This is a genomic window from Pseudomonas sp. MAFF 730105 (assembly GCF_055380705.1).
On the sequence record NZ_AP018438.1, the window covers coordinates 3,691,728 to 3,710,966 of the forward strand.

Genomic DNA, 19,239 nt, shown 5'->3' on the forward strand with positions numbered 1-19,239 from the left:
GCTTCGCCCGCCCGTCATCCATCGTGTCGCCGTGGAGATTGTGCGTGGCCGGCGCCATTTGCCGAAGGCAGTACCCTGGGCGAGGGAATTCTGAGACGATAACGAAAAAACAGGATGCCAGGGACCCAGGTATTCGACTCCATCTCTTTGGCGACTTACATGTATTCCCTTCCCTTTCAGAGTTTACGAGCGCGAATAGCACTGGCTGTCGCCTTGGTCGTACTGGTCCTTAGTTGCCTGTTCGGCGCCGTCATTGGTGAATCGTCCATCTCCAGGCTCAAAGAGAAAACCGGCCTTCAACTGAGCGAGTACGCCTACTCGATGGTTGATCGCCTCGATCGCGATATGAGCAACCGGTCCAAGGCGCTCACCGTCCTGAGCCAACTGGAGACGTTGCGCAACGCCGCCAGCATTGGCGAAGCGCGAGCACTGCTCAACCATCTCAGCGATCAATTTCCAAGCTATTCCTGGATCGGCCTGACCGATGCCCATGGCACGGTAGTCGCCTCGACCGACAAGTTGCTCGAAGGCGTCGACATTTCACAGCGGCCGGTCTTCGCCAATGGCCTGAACGAGACCTTCATCGGCGATGTCCATGAGGCGGTCATGCTGGCGAAGCTGCTGCCCAACCCTTCCGGCGAAGCAATGAAATTCGTCGACATCAGCATGCCGGTCCGGGACGACTCCGGGCGTCTGGTGGGCGTGCTCGCGGCGCACCTTTCCTGGAAGTGGGCTGCCGAGGTTGGCCGGTCCTTGTTCGAGCCCTTGCAGACCCACCTCCCCGGGCTGGAATTCCTGGTACTCAGCAAGGATGGCACCGTCCTCCTGGGTCCCAACGAAATGATCGGCAAACCCATCGGCATCACCGTCAGCGAAGGGAGCGGGCAAAGCTGGTCGGTCAAGCGCTGGCCGGACGGTAACCTGTATATGGCTGGTTCGGCCCAGAGCGTTGGCGTCGGCGACTATCCCGGTTTGGGGTGGACAGTCATCACGCGACAGCCGGCCGAAGCCGCTTTCGCCGAGGCTCATCGGTTGCGTAACGAGATCCTCCTATGGGGTGGCCTGCTGTCCGTTCTGTTCGCCGTGGTCGGGTGGTTTGTGGCGGGCATTATTACCGGGCCCATCAATACCATTGCCGAGGCGGCCGCCCGGTTGTCCGAGGGGGCCGATGTCAGCATCCCCCTTCTCAAGGGCAGTCGCGAGGTCGAAACATTGAGTGTTGCAATCCGCCACCTCGTCGACAGCCTGACCCGTAAGAGAGGACAGCTGGCGGTGGTCGAAGGCATTGCCTATCGCGATGTCGTCACCGGCCTGCCCAATCGGGCGGCGCTGGAAAAGTATGTCGAGGCCGTGGGCCGCGAAGTCGATACGCAACGCGACTTCGGCGTGCTGTGCGTGGATCTCGACGGATTCAAACCCGTCAATGACGACTTCGGCCATGCTGTTGGTGATGCGTTGCTTCATGAAGTCGGCATTCGACTGCTGACGGCCGTACGCGAAGGCGACATTGCCGTCCGCCACGGAGGGGACGAATTCGTGTTGCTGCTGCGCCTGAACAGCGAAGAATCACTGGCCAGTATGCAGGGTGCTGCGCAACGCATCCTCGCGAAACTGGCCGAACCGGTGGTATTGGCCGGACACTCGATCAAGATCGGTTGCAGTATCGGTGGCACGCTCTGGAGCGGCGGCGCGTTTGCCGACGCGCTGGCCCAGGCCGACGAAGCGCTGTACCGGGCCAAGCGTGCCGGCAAATCCCAGGCGAAGTTCCACGAGGCCGCGTAGCAAACCTGCCAGTCAAATGACTGCAAGCCGATAGGCCGCCATCGCGAGCAGGCTCGCTCCCACAGGGTTCTATGGCGTACACACATGCTGCGCACACCGCAGGATCACAGTGTGGGAGCGAGCCTGCTCGCGATAGAGGTGTGTCTGCCACGGAGATGTTGGATGGGCTGACGTCTTCGCGGGCAAGCCCGGCTCCCACAGGGTCTTGTGGCGTACACACATGCTGCGCACATCGCAGACCCAGTGTGGGAGCGAGCCTGCTCGCGATAGCGGCGTGTCTGCCACGGAGATGTTGGATGGGCTGACGTCTTCGCGGGCAAGCCCGGCTCCCACAGGGTCTTGTGGCGTACACACATGCTGCGTACACCGCCGATCAGTGTGGGAGCGGGCTTGCTCGCGATGGCGGTGTGTCTGCCACGGAGGCGTTGACTGTGCTGCCGTCTTCGCGGGCAAGCCCGGCTCCCACAGGATCTTGTGGCGTACACACATGCTGCGTACGGCGCAGATCCAGTGTGGGAGCGAGCCTGCTCGCGAAAGCGGTGTGTCTGCAACGGAGGCGTTGGCTGTGTTGCCGTCTTCGCGGGCAAGCCCTGCTCCCACAGGATCCTGTGGCGTATGCAAAGGCTGCGTACACCGCAGACCCAGTGTGGGAGCGAGCCTGCTCGCGATAGCGGTGTGTCTGCCACGGAGGCGTAGGCTGTGCCGCCGTCTTCGCGGGCAAGCCCGGCTCCCACAGGATCCTGTGGCGTATGCAAAGGCTGCGCACAGCGCCGATCCAGTGTGGGAGCGAGCCTGCTCGCGATGGCGTCTGTCAGGGCGCCGCTTACTTGTCCTGGAACTCCGCCGGCCGCTTGGCCACGAAGGCCGCCATGCCTTCTTTCTGATCCTGGGTCGCGAACGCCGCATGGAATACCCGTCGCTCGAAACGCACGCCTTCGGACAGGCTCACTTCAAACGCACGGTTGACGCTTTCCTTGACCATCATGCTGATCGGCACCGACTTGGACGCGATCAGCGCGGCAGTTTTCAGGGCGTCGTCCAGCAGTTCGTCGGCCGGTACGATCCGCGCCACGATGCCGCAACGTTCCGCTTCCACCGCATCGATGAAACGCCCGGTCAGGCACATTTCCATGGCCTTGGCCTTGCCCACCGCGCGGGTCAGGCGCTGGGTGCCGCCCATGCCCGGCAGCACACCGAGGTTGATTTCCGGCTGGCCGAACTTGGCGTTGTCGCCGGCCAGGATGAAGTCGCACATCAGCGCCAGCTCACAGCCGCCCCCCAAGGCGAAGCCGTTCACCGCCGCGATAATCGGCTTGCGGCGGTTGGCCACGCGGTCGCTGTCGCTGAACAGGTCGTCGAGGTAGATCTGCGGATAGGTCAGCTCGGCCATTTCCTTGATGTCGGCCCCGGCGGCGAAGGCCTTCTTCGAGCCGGTCAGCACGATGCAGCCGATCTTCGGGTCCGCTTCCAGGCTGTCCAGCGCGTGGTTCAACTCACTGACGATCTGCGCGTTCAAGGCGTTCAGCGCCTGGGGACGGTTGAGGGTGATCAGGCCGACGCGGTCCTTGATTTCCAACAAAATCGTTTCGTAGCTCATGCAGGACTCCTGTTCAAAGATTGCGCGAAATGACCATGCGCTGAATGTCGCTGGTGCCTTCGTAGATCTGGCAGACCCGTACATCGCGGTAGATGCGTTCCAGCGGGAAGTCGTTGAGATAACCGTATCCGCCCAGGGTTTGCAACGCCATAGAGCAGACTTTTTCGGCCATTTCCGAGGCGAACAACTTGGCCATGGAAGCCTCTACCAGTGCAGGCTGACCGTTATCCCGCAGCGCGGCGGCGTAATGCACCATCTGCCGCGCCACGGCGATCTGGGTCGCCATGTCCGCCAGGCGGAACGCCACGGCCTGGTGCTCGATGATCGGCTTGCCGAAACTCTGGCGTTCGCGGGCATAGTCCCGGGCCGCTTCGAATGCCGCTCGTGCCATGCCGACCGACTGCGCCGCGATGCCGACCCGCCCGCCCTCCAGGTTCGCCAGGGCGATCCTGTAGCCTTCACCCTCCTCCCCCAGGCGATTGGCGACCGGGACTTTCACATCCTCGAACAGGATCTGGCAGGTGTCGGAGGCGTGCTGGCCGAGTTTGTCCTCGACCCGCGCCACGCTGTACCCCGGTGAATCGGTGGGCACGATGAACGCGCTGATGCCCCGCTTGCCTGCACTCGGATCGGTCACCGCGAACACGATCACCACCCCGGCGTTCTGCCCGGAGGTGATGAACTGTTTGCTACCGTTGAGCACGTAATGATCGCCGTCCAGTCGTGCCCGGGTCTTGAGGCTGCTGGCGTCCGAGCCGGCCTGGGGCTCGGTCAGGGCAAAGGCGCCGAGCATCGCGCCGCTGGCCAGGGGCGTGAGAAACCGGGCCTTCTGCTCATCGCTGCCGAACTTGAGGATCGGCACGCAACCCACCGAATTGTGCACGCTCATGATGGTCGAGCACGCCCCGTCGCCGGCGGCGATTTCTTCCAGGGCCATGGCGTAAGTCAGGTAGCCGGTGTCGCAACCGCCCCACTGTTCCGGCACGAGCATGCCGAAGAAGCCCAGTTCGGCCATCTCGGCGATAGCTTCCCTGGGAAAGCGGTGCTCGCGGTCCCACTCGGCGGCGAACGGTTTCAAGCGTTCCTGGGCGAACTGCCGGGCCACGTCGCTGATTTGTGTCTGTTCTTCAGTCGGGAGCATGGTGATTCCTTAATACAGGCATTCAACGGCCATGGCCGTGGCTTCGCCGCCGCCGATGCAAATCGCCGCAACGCCGCGCTTGAGGCCCTTCTGGCGCAGGGCCGAGAGCAGCGTCACCAGGATCCGTGCCCCGGAAGCACCAATCGGGTGGCCCAACGCACAGGCACCGCCGTGGATGTTGACCTTGTCGTGGGGAATTTCCAGCTTGGCCATGGTCACCAGCCCTACCACGGCAAACGCTTCGTTGACTTCGAACAGATCGACTTCATCCAGCGACCAGCCGGTCTTTTGCATCAGCTTCTTCACCGCGCCAATCGGTGCGGTGGGGAACAGGCTCGGCGTATCGGCAAACGCCGCGTGGCCGTGAATCACCGCCAGGGGGGTCAAGCCGCGCTGTGCCGCCTGGCTCTGGCGCATCAGCACCAGGGCAGCGGCACCGTCGGAAATCGAGCTGGCGTTGGCCGCCGTCACCGTGCCGCCCTCGCGGAATGCCGGCTTGAGGGACGCGATCTTGTCGATTCGCGCCTTGGGCGGCTGTTCGTCGTGGCTCACCGTGACCTGTTCCTTGCCGACCATGACCTGCAGCGGCACGATCTCGGCGTCGAAACTGCCGTCCTTGATCGCCTGCTGGGCGCGGGTGGTGGACGCAATGGCGAAGGCGTCCTGGGCCTCACGACTGAAACCGTTGGCTTCGGCGCAATCCTCGGCGAAGGTGCCCATCAGGCGGCCCTTGTCATAGGCGTCTTCCAGGCCGTCGAGGAACATGTGGTCCAGGACCTTGCCGTGGCCCATGCGCAAGCCGCTGCGGGCACGGTCGAGCAGATATGGGGCGTTGGACATGCTTTCCATGCCGCCGGCCACCACCACCTCGGCACTGCCGGCCACGAGCATGTCATGGGCGAGCATGGTCGCTTCCATGCCCGAGCCGCACATCTTGTTCAGGGTGGTGCAACGGGTCGATTTGTCGAGCCCGGCACCCAACGCCGCCTGCCGCGCCGGAGCCTGGCCCTGGCCGGCGGCGAGCACGCAGCCGAACAGCACTTCTTCGACGGAGCCCGGGGTGATACCGGCGCGCTCCACGGCGGCCTTGATCGCGGCCGCGCCCAGTTGCGGGGCGCTGAGGCTCTTGAGTTCGCCTTGGAAACCGCCCATTGGCGTGCGGACGGCGCTGACGATGACAATCGGATCGTGGGTCATGACAAATTCTCCTTACTTCGCTGCCATGCGCAAGGCACCGTCGAGACGGATCACCTCGCCGTTGAGCATGCTGTTTTCAATGATATGCCTGACAAGCGCCGCATACTCGGCGGGTTTGCCCAGGCGCGGCGGAAACGGCACGCCGGCGGCCAGGGATTCACGGACTTCCGGGGTCATGCCGGCCATCATTGGCGTTTCGAAAATTCCCGGGGCGATGGTCATCACGCGGATGCCGAAACGCGCCAGTTCCCGGGCGGCCGGCAGGGTCAGGCTGGCAATGGCGCCCTTGGATGCCGCATAGGCCGCCTGGCCGATCTGACCGTCGAAGGCAGCCACCGACGCGGTGTTGATGATCACGCCGCGCTCGCCGTCGGCATCGGCCTCGGTTTCGGCAATGGCCGCAGCGGCCAGGCGCAGCAGGTTGAAGCTGCCGATCAGGTTGACGTTGATCACCTGGCTGAAGCTGGCGAGCCCGTGGGGGCCGTTCTTGCCGAGGATCTTTTCGCCACGCACGATGCCGGCGCAGTTCACCAGGCCGTTCAGGCCGCCAAATGCCTCGACAGTGGCCTTGACCGCCGCTTCGGCCGCCGCCTCGTTGCTGATATCCGCTACTACGCTCCGGCAGCCGAGCTTCTGCGCCTGGGCGGCCACGGCCTCGGCATTGAGGTCTACCAGCATCACCTTGGCGCCGGCCTTGACCAACAGCTCGCCGGTGGCCGCACCGAGGCCGGACGCACCGCCGCTGACGAGGAAAATTTTATTGTCGATCTGCATCATGGTTTCCTTGGGTTCAAGCTGAAACGTTCTGCGCCGCCGCTTCTTGGGCTTTGGCAATTTCCTGGTTGCGCAAGATAAAGCGCTGCAGCTTGCCGCTCGGGGTTTTCGGCAAGTCGCTGACAAATTCGATTTCACGGGGATATGCATGGGCGGCCAGGCGCTTGCGCACGTGTTGGCGCAACTCTTCGGCCAGTTCTGGCGCGGCACGGTACTGGGCACTGAGCACGACGAAGGCCTTCACCAGCTCGGTACGCTCCGGGTCGGGTTTGCCAATCACCGCGGCTTCGACCACCGCCGGGTGTTCGATCAAGGCGCTTTCCACGTCGAAGGGACCGACGCGGTAGCCCGAGGTGGTGATCACGTCATCACTGCGACCGACGAAACTGATGCTGCCGTCCGGGTTCAACTCGACGGTATCGCCGCTCAGGTAATAATTGCCGACGAACGCCTTGGTGGGCCCGCCCTCATAACCGGCGAACCAGCACATCGGCGACTGGCTACGGTCGACGGCGAGAATGCCCGGCTGGCTGACGCCCAGCTCCTGGTGACGGTCATCCAGCACCACGATCCGGTGGCCCGGCGAGGCAAAGCCGGCCGCTCCCAGGTGCACCGGATGTTCAAGCCCGTGGTGATTGCACAGCACCATGCCCAGTTCGGTCTGGCCGTAATGGTCGTGGATCACCACATCCAGGTTATCGGCGAACCAGCGGATCACCTCCGGGTTCAGCGGCTCGCCGGCGCTGCTGACGATGCGCAGCCGCCCCTTGATCGAGCGGGCGAACTGCTCGCCTCCGGCAATCAACAGGCGATAGGCGGTGGGCGAGCCCGTGAGGTTGGTGATACCGTATTTGTTGATGACCCGGCACGTGCTTTCCAGGGTGAAGGGACCATCGTAGAAGGTGATGGGATGGCCCATCGCCAACGGGCCGGTCACGCCGAAGTAGATACCGTAGGCCCAGCCCGGATCGGCAACGTTCCAGAAAGCATCTTCGGGACGCAGGTCCACGGCGTCACGGGTGTAGCTCTGGAAGGCAACGATGGCCTTGAGCGGCACGGACAATGCCTTGGCCGGCCCGGTGGTGCCGGACGTGAACATCAGCAGGAATGGGTCTTCACCGGTGAGCATGACCGGCTCGCACTGGTTGGAGTGGTTCGCCACCTCAGCCCAGAAACTGTAGTCGCCCCGCACGATCCCCCGGCCTTGTTCGCCGCCGACGGTGACGACGGTGGGACAACCGGTCACTTCGTTGAGCTTGGGCCGGTTGACGCTGTCGGTAACGACGATGCGAGCCCCGGAGCTGCCGAGACGGTGCTCGATGGCCTTGGGTCCGAATGCGGTGAACAATGGCTGATACACGGCCCCGATGCGCCAGGTGGCGAGCACCACGATCAGCAGTTCCGCGGTACGCGGCAGCAGGCCGGCTACCTTGTCGCCCTTGCCCACGCCCTGGGCCAGCAGGAAATTGGCGAAGCGTGCAGCGTTGTCCTGCAGGTCACGGTAGGTCCAGGTCGCATCGCTGCCGTCACGGCCCTCCCAGAACAACGCGATGCGACCCGGCAACGCGTGCCGGTCGCAGCATTCGACGCAGGCGTTCAACGCCTCGAGCGAACCGTGGAGTGCGGCATCGACAGTGTGCAGGTAATCGAACTGCGACGTGGCGGACGAGTAATCGCGCATGACTAGAATCCCTCTGTACTTTTTATTGGTTGGGGGAACCGTGGACAGAGGAATACTCGCGCCGAAGGGCTTGGGCGGCAATGGTCAAAGCTATCAAGTTGGCTGACTGGTTTGGCCATGGTTTGGGGGTGGGTTGCCGGTCATGGCCCTATCGCGAGCAGGCTCGCTCCCACAGGAGATCTGTGCTCACCGCGAAACCCTTGTGGGAGCGAGCCTGCTCGCGATAGCAGTCTCCCAGTCGCTACAAAGGCTGCTTCCACGCAAATGAATACACCTTCCCCGGTGCCGGAGGCTGGCACCGCTGGTTATCCGCATCGGCCCCCACCAGGAACCACTCGGCCCTGGAGGTCTCGCCGACGCTGTGGGCCTTTTGCGGGTCGTAGCAGCGCGCCAGGTCCCGCGCAGGCACCAGCGCATAGGCCTGCGGGTGGCTACGAAGCCACAGCGCGGATTGCTCCAGGGATTGATCGCTATAGAAACCGAAGTGCACGATGGGTTGTCGGGCGAACAACCAGTGCCCTTCACGCCAGCCCACCAGCACCAGTTCGGCGTTGTTGCTCAATCGCGCGACGTCAGCCATGAGGGTTTCGTGGGGGTTGACGCCCTCCTTGTGGGGCTCGACGAAGCCGCGGACAAACCAGGCACACAGCCACACAACAGTCAGGACAACGAACACCGTCCTGCCCCGCGGGCGCCGGCTGAACCAGCAGCGCAACATCCACGGAACCAGCGGCGCCACCAGCAGGATCAACCCTGGCAATGCCGGAAAAATATACAGCTTGCGCTTGCCGCTGCTCAGGCTGAAGAACAGCAGCACCAGCAGCACCCACCCGAGCAGCACCAGCACCCGCCCATCGTGCTTGAGCAATTGCCTGCGCCAGGCCGGCACCAGCCAGGGCAGCATGAAGAAAATCGGCAACCAGTACTTCGGTATCACCTCGACGAAGAAGTACCAGAAGGGTTCACGATGCTCCCACGCGTTGGCATAGCGACCCGCCGTTTGCTTGAACAGGATTTCCTGGGCATAGGCCAGGCTGTCGGCACTGCCCTGCGCCACGATCAACAACAGCGGGCCCAGCCATACCGCAATGGCCGCCAACGCCACCAGCAGCCCCAGCCACCAGGCAGCGGCTTTTCCGGGCATCGGCGTCACACCTTTCCAGCCTTTACGCACCGCGTAGGCATAAGGGATCAGCATCAACACCGGCAGAAAGCCGACCCCTTTGCTGATGATGCCAAACCCCATCGCCGCACAGGCGATGTAATACCAGCGCCAGTCCGGCCCGAGCAACAGGTGCCGGCACAGGCCATAGAGACCGAGAATGGTCCAGAGCGCGAGAAAACCATCGATCTGTCCAGTGCGCAGAATACTGTAGGTCTGGTAGGTCGCCAGGAACAGCAGCGCCGCAATCACTCCGATGCGCCGCCCCCATAGGCGCCGGCCCAGGTCATACAGGCAGGCCGTGGTCACGCTGCCGGCCAACAGCGCGGGCAAGTACAGGGCAACTTTTGGCAGGTGGGTCAGTTGCACGAACAGCGCCACCGCCCACATGAACAGGGGCGGCTTGTCGGCGTAGATTTCCCCGGCCCGATGGGGAATGAACCACGAGCCGTTCTGCAGCATTTCCAGGGCCACGCCGAGGAAACGTTCTTCATCGACATTCAGCGGTTGCCGCCAGCCGAGCCCGGCACCCACCATGACCAACGCCAATAGCGCAAAACCCAGCCATTCCCATCGTGGGGAAGATAATCGTATCCGCACCGTTTCAGCCCCTTTTGTCCAGCTCAAGGCCTTTGTGCTCGTGCTGCCTGGCGATCAACTGCAAGTTGCGCAGGTACACGATGAAGCCGAAGGACTGGCCGAGGATGAAGACCGGGTCTTCGCGATAAATGGCGTATGCCAGCAGTAACGCACTGCCGACAATGCTCAGGTACCAGAATCCCACCGGAATCATGCTGCGCTTCTTGTATTCACTGTAAAGCCACTGCAGGGCAAAGCGCCCGGTAAAGACCAACTGGCCCATGAATCCCACAGCCAACCACATCGATTCCCTGCCCATGTCAGGCCTCGCTTTCTTGCGCGTTAACGTCCAGACGGGTGCGTTTGATCAACCACCACACTCCCAACAAATCGACGATGCCCACCAGGGCCCGGTCCAGGTTCCCGTAGTTGGACACCCCTGCCCCGCGTTCACGGTGATTGACCGGCTGAACCAGCATCCGGCCGTTATGACGACGGATCAGGGCAGGAATGAATCGGTGCATGTGATCGAAGTACGGCAGGCGCAAAAAGGCCTCGCGCTCGATCAATTTGATGCCGCATCCGGTATCCGGGGTCTGGTCTTTCAGCAGACTGGCACGCAGCTTGTTGGCAAACCGCGAGGCCCAGCGCTTGCTCGCCGTGTCGCGACGGTTCACCCGATGCCCCGCCACCAGCTTGACGCCTGCGGGCTTGCCTTCCGAACCGCGCACCAGGTCGAGCATTTTCGGCAGATCGGCCGGGTCGTTCTGGCCATCGCCATCCAGGGTCGCCAACCAGTGCCCGCGAGCCACCACGGCGGCATGGTGGATGGAGGTGCTCTGTCCCAGGGAGCGGGCATGGCTGAGCACTCGCAGCTGAGGGTAGCCCTGGCCTTGCAGCGTGCGCAGTTCGGCCGCAGTGGCGTCGGTGCTGCCATCGTCCACTACGATGACTTCAAAGGCCTCGTTGACCAGCGCTGCGCGCACCTCCTCCAGCAACGGAATGAGATTGCCTGCTTCGTTCTTCGCCGGGATCAAGACGGATACATAAGGGGTTTCGTGCATGGTTTTCCTATGGACATTCGAAATGCGCGGTTAAACGCGGTAATAGTCGCGGTACCAATCGACAAACGACCGCACACCGCTGGACAGCGAAGTCAGCGGGCGAAACCCCACCCGATCTTCCAGGTCACGGGTATCCGCCCACGTGTTGAGCACATCGCCTGACTGCAACGGCAAGAAGTTCTTGATGGCGCGGATGCCCGTCGCCTCTTCGATGCATTCGACAAAATGCAGAAGCTTCACCGGCGAACCGCGTCCGATGTTGTAGACCTTGTTCGGTGCGCCGCTTTCGTCGGTAGGCGGGCGTGGCAGCAATCGCACGAGGCCTTCGACGATGTCGTCGATGTAGGTGAAATCCCGAGACATCGCACCATCGTTGTACACATCGATGGCGCGGCCATTCAGGATGGCGTCAGTGAACTTGAACAGCGCCATGTCGGGTCGGCCCCAAGGCCCATACACGGTAAAAAAGCGTAGGCCGGTCGTGGGAATGCCGTAGAGATGGGAATAGGAATGCGCCATCAACTCATTGGCACGCTTGGTCGCGGCGTAGAACGACATGGGTCGATCGACCGGGTCGGTCGTGGCATACGGCAGGTGATCGTTCAATCCATACACCGAACTACTCGAGGCATAGATCAAGTGCGCCGGCTCATGGGCACGGCAGGCTTCGAGGATGTTGAGAAAGCCCACCAGATTGCTTTGCGCATAGGTATCCGGACTGTCGATGGAATAACGTACGCCGGCCTGGGCAGCCAGGTGAATGACCTGCTCGAAACGCTGTTCGGCAAACAGATCCAGCAGTGCTTGCTTGTCGGCCACATCGAGCCAGCGGAACTGAAAGTTGGAACAGGCCTCCAGTTGCGCAAGCCGGGCCCGTTTCAACTCGATGCTGTAATAGCCATTGAGGTTATCGATACCAATGACCTGATGGCCGTCGGCGCATAAGCGTTTGACGGTATGAAAGCCGATGAAGCCAGCGGCGCCGGTGACCAGGACTCTCATGCGCCGGACTCCTGCCCAACCAGGAGGCAGGAGAACGCCTTGAAACTGACATACCTGCTACTCAAAACAGTCACTTGCATACTTCACTCTGTTTGATGGCCCGATTTTTCGGAACTTGCAGAGCTTTTATCAAACTTAAATGACGGTTTTGTGATCGAAACATGACTTGCTGGAAGCGCGAATGCGCGAACGTGAAAGCCATCAGGGTCGCCAGCCTGTTGATAGGACTAAAAAGACATGTGCCTAGGCAGAATAAAATGTAATACAGATGAAAAATTACCTGTAAGCATTCTGCCACTAGCCATGTAAGAGTCAGGCTCGAATGTGAAAACTTCCTAATTAAGTGAAGTTTTTTTTAATCAGCTTTTTTTCACACTTCTTTCAAAAAAAACCGCCTAACCTCAATAAATACGGGCTAACTCGTCTTGAGTGCCTCCTGCCCAAGCAACGCTGAAACACTTCCTACGGTGCTTTCCTTACGAGGTAACTCCTTGATACGGCCCTATTTTTAGCGTCTACGCTGTCGTTGGATCCAATCTCTCGTTTTCAACGCTTACTTACTCTTCAGATCCTTGGGGTACCCATGAGTCAATCGTTTCTTCCCTTCTCTCGCCCCAGCATTGGCGATGAAGAGATTGCCGCTGTAAATGAGGTACTGCGCTCCGGCTGGATCACCACGGGCCCGAAAAACCAGCAACTTGAAGAGCAGTTCGCCGCCTATGTCGGCTGCCGGCACGCCGTTGCACTTTCTTCGGCCACCGGCGGTATGCATATCGCGTTACTTGCATTAGGCATTGGCCCGGGCGATGAAGTCATTACGCCGTCCCAGACCTGGGTGTCGACGGCCAACATGATCTGCCTGCTAGGCGCCACACCGGTGTTCGTCGACGTGGACCGCGACACGCTCATGAGTGATCTGTCGAGCATCGAAGCGGCCATTACCTCGCGTACCCGGGCGATCATCCCGGTGCACTATGCCGGCGCCGCGTTCGACCTCGACCCTCTCCATGGGTTGGCGGAAAAACACGGCATCGCCGTTATCGAAGACGCCGCGCACGCGGCTGGCACCCTTTACAAAGGGCGTCACGTCGGCGCCAAGGGCACGGCCATTTTCTCATTCCATGCGATCAAGAACATGACCTGTGCCGAAGGCGCCATGTTCGTCACGGACGATGAAGCACTCGCCGCCCGGGTGCGCATGCTCAAGTTCCACGGCCTCGGCGTCGACGCCTACGACCGCCTCACCCATGGTCGCAAGCCTCAAGCGCAAGTGATGGAACCAGGCTTCAAATACAACCTGGCCGACATCAACGCCGCCATCGCTCTCGTGCAATTGGAGCGCCTGGACGACATCAACGCCAAGCGCACCGACTTGGCCAAGGCGTACCTGCAACGACTGGAAGGTTCAAAGGTGCAGCCATTGGCGATTCCGGCGTATGCGCAGCAGCACGCCTGGCACCTGTTCGTCCTGCGCATCGATGCCGAGCGCTGCGGCCTGGACCGCGAAGCGTTCATGAAAGCCCTGCAGGCGCAGAACATCGGCACGGGCATCCATTTCATCGGAACGCACCTGCACACCTACTACCGCCAGCGCTTCCCCGACGTCCATCTACCCAATACCGAATGGAACTCGGCACGCCTGTGCTCGATTCCGCTGTTTCCCGACATGACCGGCGATGACGTGAATCGCGTCGTCGACACCATTGAAAACGTCTTGGACGCACACCTGTGAAACCTTACCCGATCAATTGCGTGTCGATTGTCATACCGGTCTACAACGAAGAAGAGAGCCTGCCCGAGTTGCTTCGACGTACCGAAGCGGCGTGCCGGCAACTGCACCACAAATACGAAATCGTGCTGGTCGACGATGGCAGTCGGGACGAGTCGGCGCAGATACTGGAAGAAGCCGCGACGCTGCGGGGCAGCCCGATCGTCGCGGTGATCCTGAACCGAAATTATGGTCAGCACGCCGCGATTATGGCCGGTTTCGAACACTGCCAGGGCGACGTCATCATCACCCTCGACGCTGACCTGCAAAACCCGCCCGAAGAGATTCCGCGCCTGGTGGCCCAGGCCGAACTGGGCTATGACGTGGTCGCCACGGTACGCAATAACCGCCAGGACTCGGCCTTGCGGCGCTGGCCGTCGAAGCTGATCAACCTGGCGGTGCAACGCTCCACCGGCGTTGCCATGAGCGACTACGGCTGCATGCTGCGCGCCTATCGGCGGTCCATCGTCGACGCCATGCTCGCGTGCCGCGAACGCAGCACCTTCATCCCGATCCTCGCCAACAGCTTTGCCCGGCACACCACGGAGATCCTGGTGAGCCACGCCGAGCGCGAGCACGGGGAATCGAAGTACAGCGCCATGCGCCTGGTCAACCTGATGTTCGACCTGATCACCTGCATGACCACCACACCTCTGCGGCTGCTGAGCATCGTTGGTTTCGCCATGGCCGGCCTGGGGGTGCTGTTCGCCATGGCCTTGATCGTGCTGCGGCTGGTCTTCGGCGCTGGCTGGGCCGGTGGCGGGACGTTCGTGCTGTTCGCCGTGCTGTTCGTGTTCACCGGTGGGCAATTCATTGGCATGGGTTTGCTGGGCGAATACCTGGGGCGGATGTACAGCGACGTGCGTGCGCGCCCGCGGTTCTTCGTCGAAAAGGTCCTGCGTGGACAACCCGCCACGCCGGCCCCCGTTATCACCGTTGACGGCCTAACCTCCACTTCTTCAGATCAGGTTCTCTCATGAGCAAAAAAGCCGTAGTTTTCGCCTATCACGATATTGGCTGTGTCGGCATCGAAACCCTGCTCAATTCCGGCTTCGACATTGTCGCGGTGTTTACCCACGCCGATGACCCCAAGGAGAACACCTTCTACGGCTCCGTCGCCCAATTGTGTGCACGCAAGAGCATCCCGGTTCATGCTCCCGAAGACGTCAATCATCCGCTGTGGATCGAGCGCATCGGCAAGCTGGATCCCGATTACCTGTTCTCGTTCTACTACCGTCATTTGTTGAGCGAACCGCTGCTCGCCATTGCCCCTAAAGGCGCGTTCAACCTGCACGGTTCCCTGTTGCCACGTTATCGCGGGCGGGCGCCGGCCAACTGGGTACTGGTCAACGGTGAAACCGAAACCGGCGTGACCTTGCACCGCATGGTCAAACGCGCGGATGCCGGTGCGATCCTGGCCCAGCAAAAAGTTGCCATCGAGCGCAGCGACACCGCGTTGAGCTTGCACGGCAAATTACGCCAGGCGGCCAGCGACCTGCTGCGCGACACGCTGCCCAGCCTGCTTGCCGGTGAAGCCAGCGAAAGGGAGCAGGACGAATCCAGGGCCACGGTGTTCGGTCGGCGCACGGCAGCTGACGGCAAGCTGGTCTGGCAACGCCCGGCCGAGGAACTGTTCAATCTGGTCCGGGCCGTGACCCAACCCTATCCCGGAGCGTTTTGTGCCGTCGGTGAACACAAGCTGATCGTCTGGAGCGCGGAAGTCGTCGAGGGCAACGAAGGCCAGGATCCGGGGCGCGTCATCAGCGTCGATCCACTGCGCATTGCGTGTGGCGTTGATTCCCTGGTGATCACCTCGGGCCAACGCAACGAAAACGGCCTGTACCTTGGCGGGCCACAACTGGCCAACGAACTGGGACTGGTTGACGGCTCGGTGCTACGCGGCACGGAGTCTCGCCGGGGGCCACGACGCACACGGGTGTTGATCCTGGGCGTCAACGGCTTCATCGGCAATCACCTGTCGGAACGACTGCTGCGCGACGACAAATACGACGTCTATGGCCTGGACATCGGCTCCGATGCCATCGAACGCCTGCGCAGTCATCCGCGTTTCCATTTTGTCGAAGGCGACATCAGCATCCATTCCGAATGGATCGAATACCACATCAAGAAATGCGACGTCATCCTGCCGCTTGTAGCCATCGCCACACCCATCGAGTACACCCGCAATCCGCTGCGGGTGTTCGAGCTGGATTTTGAAGAGAACCTGAAACTGGTTCGCTACTGCGTCAAGTACAACAAGCGGGTGATCTTCCCCTCGACGTCCGAAGTCTATGGCATGTGCCAGGACAACAACTTCGACGAAGATACCTCCAACCTCGTTGTCGGCCCGATCAATAAGCAGCGCTGGATCTACTCGATTTCCAAGCAACTGCTCGACCGGGTGATCTGGGCCTACGGCCAGAAAGGCCTGAAATTCACCTTGTTCCGCCCCTTCAACTGGATGGGCCCGCGCCTGGATCGATTGGATTCGGCACGCATCGGCAGTTCCCGGGCGATTACCCAACTGATCCTCAATCTGGTGGAAGGTACGCCGATCCGCCTGTTCGATGGCGGTGAGCAGAAGCGTTGCTTCACCGACATCGCCGACGGTGTCGAAGCACTGGCGCGGATCATCGACAACGAGAATGACGCCTGCAACGGGCAGATCATCAACATCGGCAACCCGGACAACGAAGCCAGCATTCGCCAATTGGGCGAGGAGCTGCTGCGACAGTTCGAGGCGCACCCGTTGCGCGACAACTTTCCGCCTTTCGCCGGGTTCCGCGATGTCGAAAGCAAGGCCTTCTACGGCACCGGTTACCAGGACGTCTCACACCGCAAACCAAGCATCGCCAATGCCAAGCGCCTGCTGGACTGGACGCCAACCGTGCAGATGAGTGAAACCATCGGCAACACGCTGGACTTCTTCCTGCGCGAAGCCATGCTCGAAATCGCGGACAAGCGTTGATGCAGGCGGGTCTTCGAATCGATGTCGACACCTACCGAGGCACGCGCGATGGCGTGCCGCAGTTACTGGAGATTCTCCAGGAAGCACAGGTCAAGGCGACGTTTTTCTTCAGCGTCGGGCCGGACAACATGGGCCGTCATCTGTGGCGCCTGCTGCGGCCGCAGTTCCTTTGGAAAATGCTGCGCTCCAACGCCGCGGGACTCTACGGCTGGGACATCCTCCTGGCCGGCACCGCCTGGCCCGGCAAGCCTATCGGCCGCGACCTCGGGCACCTGATGCGTCAGGCCCGGGCGGCTGGCCATGAAGTCGGCTTGCACGCCTGGGACCACCATGGCTGGCAGGCCAACGCCGGACGATGGGAACAAGCGCGGCTGATCGAGCAGATTCGCCGAGGGGTAGACAGCCTCAGCGATATCCTCGGTGAGCCCGTTACGTGCTCGGCGGCGGCCGGTTGGCGCGCGGATGAGCGTGTGATCGAGGCCAAGCAGGCGTTTGGCTTTCGCTACAACAGCGACTGTCGGGGGCAGAGCCTGTTCCGGCCCGCGCTGGCCGGTGGAAGCCTGGGCACGCCGCAGATCCCCGTTGATCTGCCGACCTTCGACGAGGTGGTCGGCCCAAGCGTCATGGCCAAGGACTACAACGCTTTCATCCTTGAGCGCTTTGCCGCCGGAAAACTCAACGTCTACACGATCCATGCCGAAGTCGAAGGGATACTGATGGCCAACCATTTCCGTCAATTGCTGGCGCAGGCGCGCCAACGAAGCATCCGCTTTCAGCCCCTGGGCGATCTGCTGCCCACCGCCGTTGACGGCTTGCCTGCCGGTCGTGTGAAGCGCGGCACGCTCGAAGGTCGTGAAGGCTGGCTGGGAGTGCAAGGCGCATGAGCAAGCCTTGGGCACTACCCCTGCTGCTGGCGACCTGCCTGTTGGCATACCTGCTGCCGCTGGGCAGTCATGGGCTGTGGATTCCCGACGAAACCCGCTACGCCCAGATCAGCCAGGGCATGCTGCTGAGCGGCGACTGGGTCTCACCCCAGTTCATGAGCCTGCGCTACTTCGAAAAACCAGCGGCCGGCTATTGGATGATCGCCGTCGGCCAGGCACTGTTCGGTGAGAATCTGTTCGGTGTGCGCATTGCCTCGGCCATCAGCATCGGGCTCAGCGTGATGCTGTGCTACCTGCTTGCCCGCCGTCTCTGGAACGACCCTCGCAAGAGTTTCGTCTGCGCGCTGTTGTACATGAGCCTGACCGTGGTCGCTGGCGCCGCGGGCTATGCCAACCTCGATCCGCAGTTCACCTTCTGGGTCAACCTGAGCCTGGCGGCGTTGTGGTTTGCCCTGGACAGCGGTGCCCGCAGCCAACGCCTGATCGGCTGGACGATGCTGGGGCTGGCATGCGGCATGGGTTTCTTGACCAAGGGTTTTCTCGCCTGGTTGTTGCCGGTGCTGATCGCCCTGCCCTGGATGGCCTGGCAAAGACGCTGGCGTGAATTGCAGGTCTTCGGGCCGCTGGCGATTGCCGTGGCCATTGTTGTCAGCCTGCCCTGGGCCTTGGCGGTGCACATCGAGGAACCGGATTACTGGCGGTTCTTCTTCTGGCACGAGCATATCCGGCGCTTTGCCGGGGACGATGCCCAGCATGACGCCCCCTGGTGGTTCTATCTGCCGCTGCTGGTGGCGTTCAGCCTGCCATGGGTGGCCCTGTTGCCCGCTGCGTTGCGGCAAGCGTGGCAGGCACGGCGCCAGGCGAATATCGCGTTCCTGTTGTTGTGGCTGTTGATGCCGCTGCTGTTTTTCAGCCTCAGCAAAGGCAAGTTGCCGAGCTACATCCTGCCGTGCCTGTTGCCGTTGGCGCTGCTCCTGGGCCATGCCCTGGCGGACCGGCTGGAACACAAGCAGGGCCGCGCCCTTGCCATCAACGGCTGGCTCAACCTGGCGCTGGGCCTGCTGATGCTAGTTGCCCTGGTCTACCTGCAACTGAAAAAACCGCTGTACGACCACGAACCGCAACACCTGGCATTGCTCTCCCTCGGCCTGAGCGGCTGGATCGTGACCAACCTGTTACAAGTCCTTCAACCGTTGCGCTGCTGGGCTGCCCCGGCCTTCGGCAGCCTGCTGCTGATCGGGTTGCTACCGGCCGCGATGCCCGCGTCCGTGGTCACCAACAAGATGCCCGATCAGTTCATCCTCGAACATCTCGATGCCCTCAGCCATGCCGACAAGTTGCTGAGCAACGATCTTGGCGCCGCGTCCGCCCTCGCCTGGCGCCTGAAGCGTAAGGAAGTGGCGTTGTACAACACCATTGGCGAGCTGAAATATGGCCTTGCCTACCCTGACGGCCTACACCAACGGGTCGACCCGCCACAGATCGAGCAATGGATGCGTGACGCCCGTCGAAGCGGTTCGGTCGGCGTGGTCATGCGGGTCAAGGGAGAGGAAGAACTTCAGGAAATCGAACGGTTGCCCAAGGATGGGAAACGTTATGAACGGGGCAACCTGCTCATCCTGATTTTCCCCAGGACGCGT

General features: G+C 61.8%; 14 protein-coding genes and 1 pseudogene. 6 read left to right on the forward strand and 9 right to left on the reverse strand.

The annotated features are described in order from the left end of the window. Nucleotides 1-213: 213 nt before the first annotated feature. A complete protein-coding gene (locus PCOSP_RS16070; protein WP_283812106.1) occupies nucleotides 214-1,782 on the forward strand; it encodes a sensor domain-containing diguanylate cyclase in 1,569 nt (522 codons plus the stop codon). Between the two features lie 823 nt (nucleotides 1,783-2,605). Here the strand turns inward: PCOSP_RS16070 and PCOSP_RS16075 are convergent. The 9 genes from PCOSP_RS16075 to PCOSP_RS16115 form a co-directional block, all read right to left on the reverse strand. Then, nucleotides 2,606-3,379 carry an enoyl-CoA hydratase gene (locus tag PCOSP_RS16075; protein ID WP_024777310.1) on the reverse strand — a complete coding sequence of 258 codons (774 nt, stop codon included), beginning with the start codon at nucleotides 3,377-3,379 and terminating at the stop codon, nucleotides 2,606-2,608. A 13-nt stretch (nucleotides 3,380-3,392) separates the two neighbouring features. Then, a complete protein-coding gene (locus tag PCOSP_RS16080) occupies nucleotides 3,393-4,520 on the reverse strand; it encodes an acyl-CoA dehydrogenase (RefSeq protein ID WP_041023099.1) in 1,128 nt (375 codons plus the stop codon). A gap of 9 nt (nucleotides 4,521-4,529) precedes the next feature. Next, nucleotides 4,530-5,717 carry an acetyl-CoA C-acyltransferase gene (locus tag PCOSP_RS16085; RefSeq protein ID WP_464708998.1) on the reverse strand — a complete coding sequence of 396 codons (1,188 nt, stop codon included), beginning with the start codon at nucleotides 5,715-5,717 and terminating at the stop codon, nucleotides 4,530-4,532. Between the two features lie 12 nt (nucleotides 5,718-5,729). Continuing rightward, entirely contained in the window at nucleotides 5,730-6,491 is a 762-nt protein-coding gene (locus PCOSP_RS16090) for an SDR family NAD(P)-dependent oxidoreductase (protein WP_139643051.1), read from the reverse strand. Between the two features lie 16 nt (nucleotides 6,492-6,507). Beyond that, complete coding sequence (locus PCOSP_RS16095) at nucleotides 6,508-8,172, reverse strand: AMP-binding protein (protein ID WP_464708999.1); 1,665 nt, start codon at nucleotides 8,170-8,172, stop codon at nucleotides 6,508-6,510. A gap of 241 nt (nucleotides 8,173-8,413) precedes the next feature. After that, a complete protein-coding gene (locus PCOSP_RS16100) occupies nucleotides 8,414-9,871 on the reverse strand; it encodes an ArnT family glycosyltransferase (RefSeq protein WP_464711953.1) in 1,458 nt (485 codons plus the stop codon). A gap of 67 nt (nucleotides 9,872-9,938) precedes the next feature. Beyond that, nucleotides 9,939-10,232: a lipid-A-disaccharide synthase N-terminal domain-containing protein gene (locus PCOSP_RS16105; RefSeq protein WP_041023770.1), complete on the reverse strand. Its 294-nt coding sequence runs from the start codon at nucleotides 10,230-10,232 to the stop codon at nucleotides 9,939-9,941. Between the two features lies 1 nt (nucleotide 10,233). Beyond that, nucleotides 10,234-10,977, reverse strand: a complete 744-nt coding sequence (locus PCOSP_RS16110; protein ID WP_024777317.1) for a glycosyltransferase family 2 protein — start codon at nucleotides 10,975-10,977, stop codon at nucleotides 10,234-10,236. A 30-nt stretch (nucleotides 10,978-11,007) separates the two neighbouring features. Continuing rightward, nucleotides 11,008-11,979, reverse strand: coding sequence for an NAD-dependent epimerase (locus PCOSP_RS16115; RefSeq protein ID WP_464709001.1), 972 nt, complete (start codon nucleotides 11,977-11,979; stop codon nucleotides 11,008-11,010). Nucleotides 11,980-12,562: 583 nt separating this feature from the next. On the opposite strand from PCOSP_RS16115, the gene arnB reads away from it, so the two are divergent. The 5 genes and pseudogenes from arnB to arnT form a co-directional block, all read left to right on the forward strand. Continuing rightward, entirely contained in the window at nucleotides 12,563-13,711 is a 1,149-nt protein-coding gene (arnB, locus tag PCOSP_RS16120) for a UDP-4-amino-4-deoxy-L-arabinose aminotransferase (protein WP_175385002.1), read from the forward strand. Next, on the forward strand, nucleotides 13,708-14,727 hold the full coding sequence (gene arnC, locus PCOSP_RS16125; RefSeq protein WP_139643069.1) for an undecaprenyl-phosphate 4-deoxy-4-formamido-L-arabinose transferase: 1,020 nt from the start codon (nucleotides 13,708-13,710) through the stop codon (nucleotides 14,725-14,727). Before arnB ends, arnC begins: the two co-directional genes overlap by 4 nt. Beyond that, nucleotides 14,724-16,715 (forward strand): bifunctional UDP-4-amino-4-deoxy-L-arabinose formyltransferase/UDP-glucuronic acid oxidase ArnA, encoded by a 1,992-nt coding sequence (gene arnA, locus PCOSP_RS16130; protein ID WP_175385001.1) that lies wholly within the window; start codon nucleotides 14,724-14,726, stop codon nucleotides 16,713-16,715. The genes arnC and arnA overlap by 4 nt, the downstream gene beginning before the upstream one ends. Beyond that, nucleotides 16,715-17,599: a 4-deoxy-4-formamido-L-arabinose-phosphoundecaprenol deformylase gene (gene arnD / locus PCOSP_RS16135; RefSeq protein WP_139643076.1), complete on the forward strand. Its 885-nt coding sequence runs from the start codon at nucleotides 16,715-16,717 to the stop codon at nucleotides 17,597-17,599. Before arnA ends, arnD begins: the two co-directional genes overlap by 1 nt. Beyond that, a pseudogene (gene arnT / locus PCOSP_RS16140) lies at nucleotides 17,596-19,233 on the forward strand (lipid IV(A) 4-amino-4-deoxy-L-arabinosyltransferase); the annotation flags it as partial. The gene arnD and the pseudogene arnT, both read left to right, overlap by 4 nt. Nucleotides 19,234-19,239 lie beyond the last annotated feature (6 nt).

Bases quoted from the DNA above. Each gene is read 5' to 3' on its own strand.
- PCOSP_RS16110 (WP_024777317.1), bottom strand. From the start codon at position 10,977: ATGCACGAAACCCCTTATGTATCCGTCTTGATCCCGGCGAAGAACGAA.
- PCOSP_RS16115 (WP_464709001.1), bottom strand. From the start codon at position 11,979: ATGAGAGTCCTGGTCACCGGCGCCGCTGGCTTCATCGGCTTTCATACC.
- arnD (WP_139643076.1), top strand. From the start codon at position 16,715: ATGCAGGCGGGTCTTCGAATCGATGTCGACACCTACCGAGGCACGCGC.
- PCOSP_RS16100 (WP_464711953.1), bottom strand. From the start codon at position 9,871: ATGGTGGGTGCCGGGCTCGGCTGGCGGCAACCGCTGAATGTCGATGAA.
- PCOSP_RS16080 (WP_041023099.1), bottom strand. From the start codon at position 4,520: ATGCTCCCGACTGAAGAACAGACACAAATCAGCGACGTGGCCCGGCAG.
- arnA (WP_175385001.1), top strand. From the start codon at position 14,724: ATGAGCAAAAAAGCCGTAGTTTTCGCCTATCACGATATTGGCTGTGTC.
- PCOSP_RS16105 (WP_041023770.1), bottom strand. From the start codon at position 10,232: ATGGGCAGGGAATCGATGTGGTTGGCTGTGGGATTCATGGGCCAGTTG.
- PCOSP_RS16085 (WP_464708998.1), bottom strand. From the start codon at position 5,717: ATGACCCACGATCCGATTGTCATCGTCAGCGCCGTCCGCACGCCAATG.
- PCOSP_RS16090 (WP_139643051.1), bottom strand. From the start codon at position 6,491: ATGCAGATCGACAATAAAATTTTCCTCGTCAGCGGCGGTGCGTCCGGC.
- PCOSP_RS16095 (WP_464708999.1), bottom strand. From the start codon at position 8,172: ATGCGCGATTACTCGTCCGCCACGTCGCAGTTCGATTACCTGCACACT.
- PCOSP_RS16075 (WP_024777310.1), bottom strand. From the start codon at position 3,379: ATGAGCTACGAAACGATTTTGTTGGAAATCAAGGACCGCGTCGGCCTG.
- arnB (WP_175385002.1), top strand. From the start codon at position 12,563: ATGAGTCAATCGTTTCTTCCCTTCTCTCGCCCCAGCATTGGCGATGAA.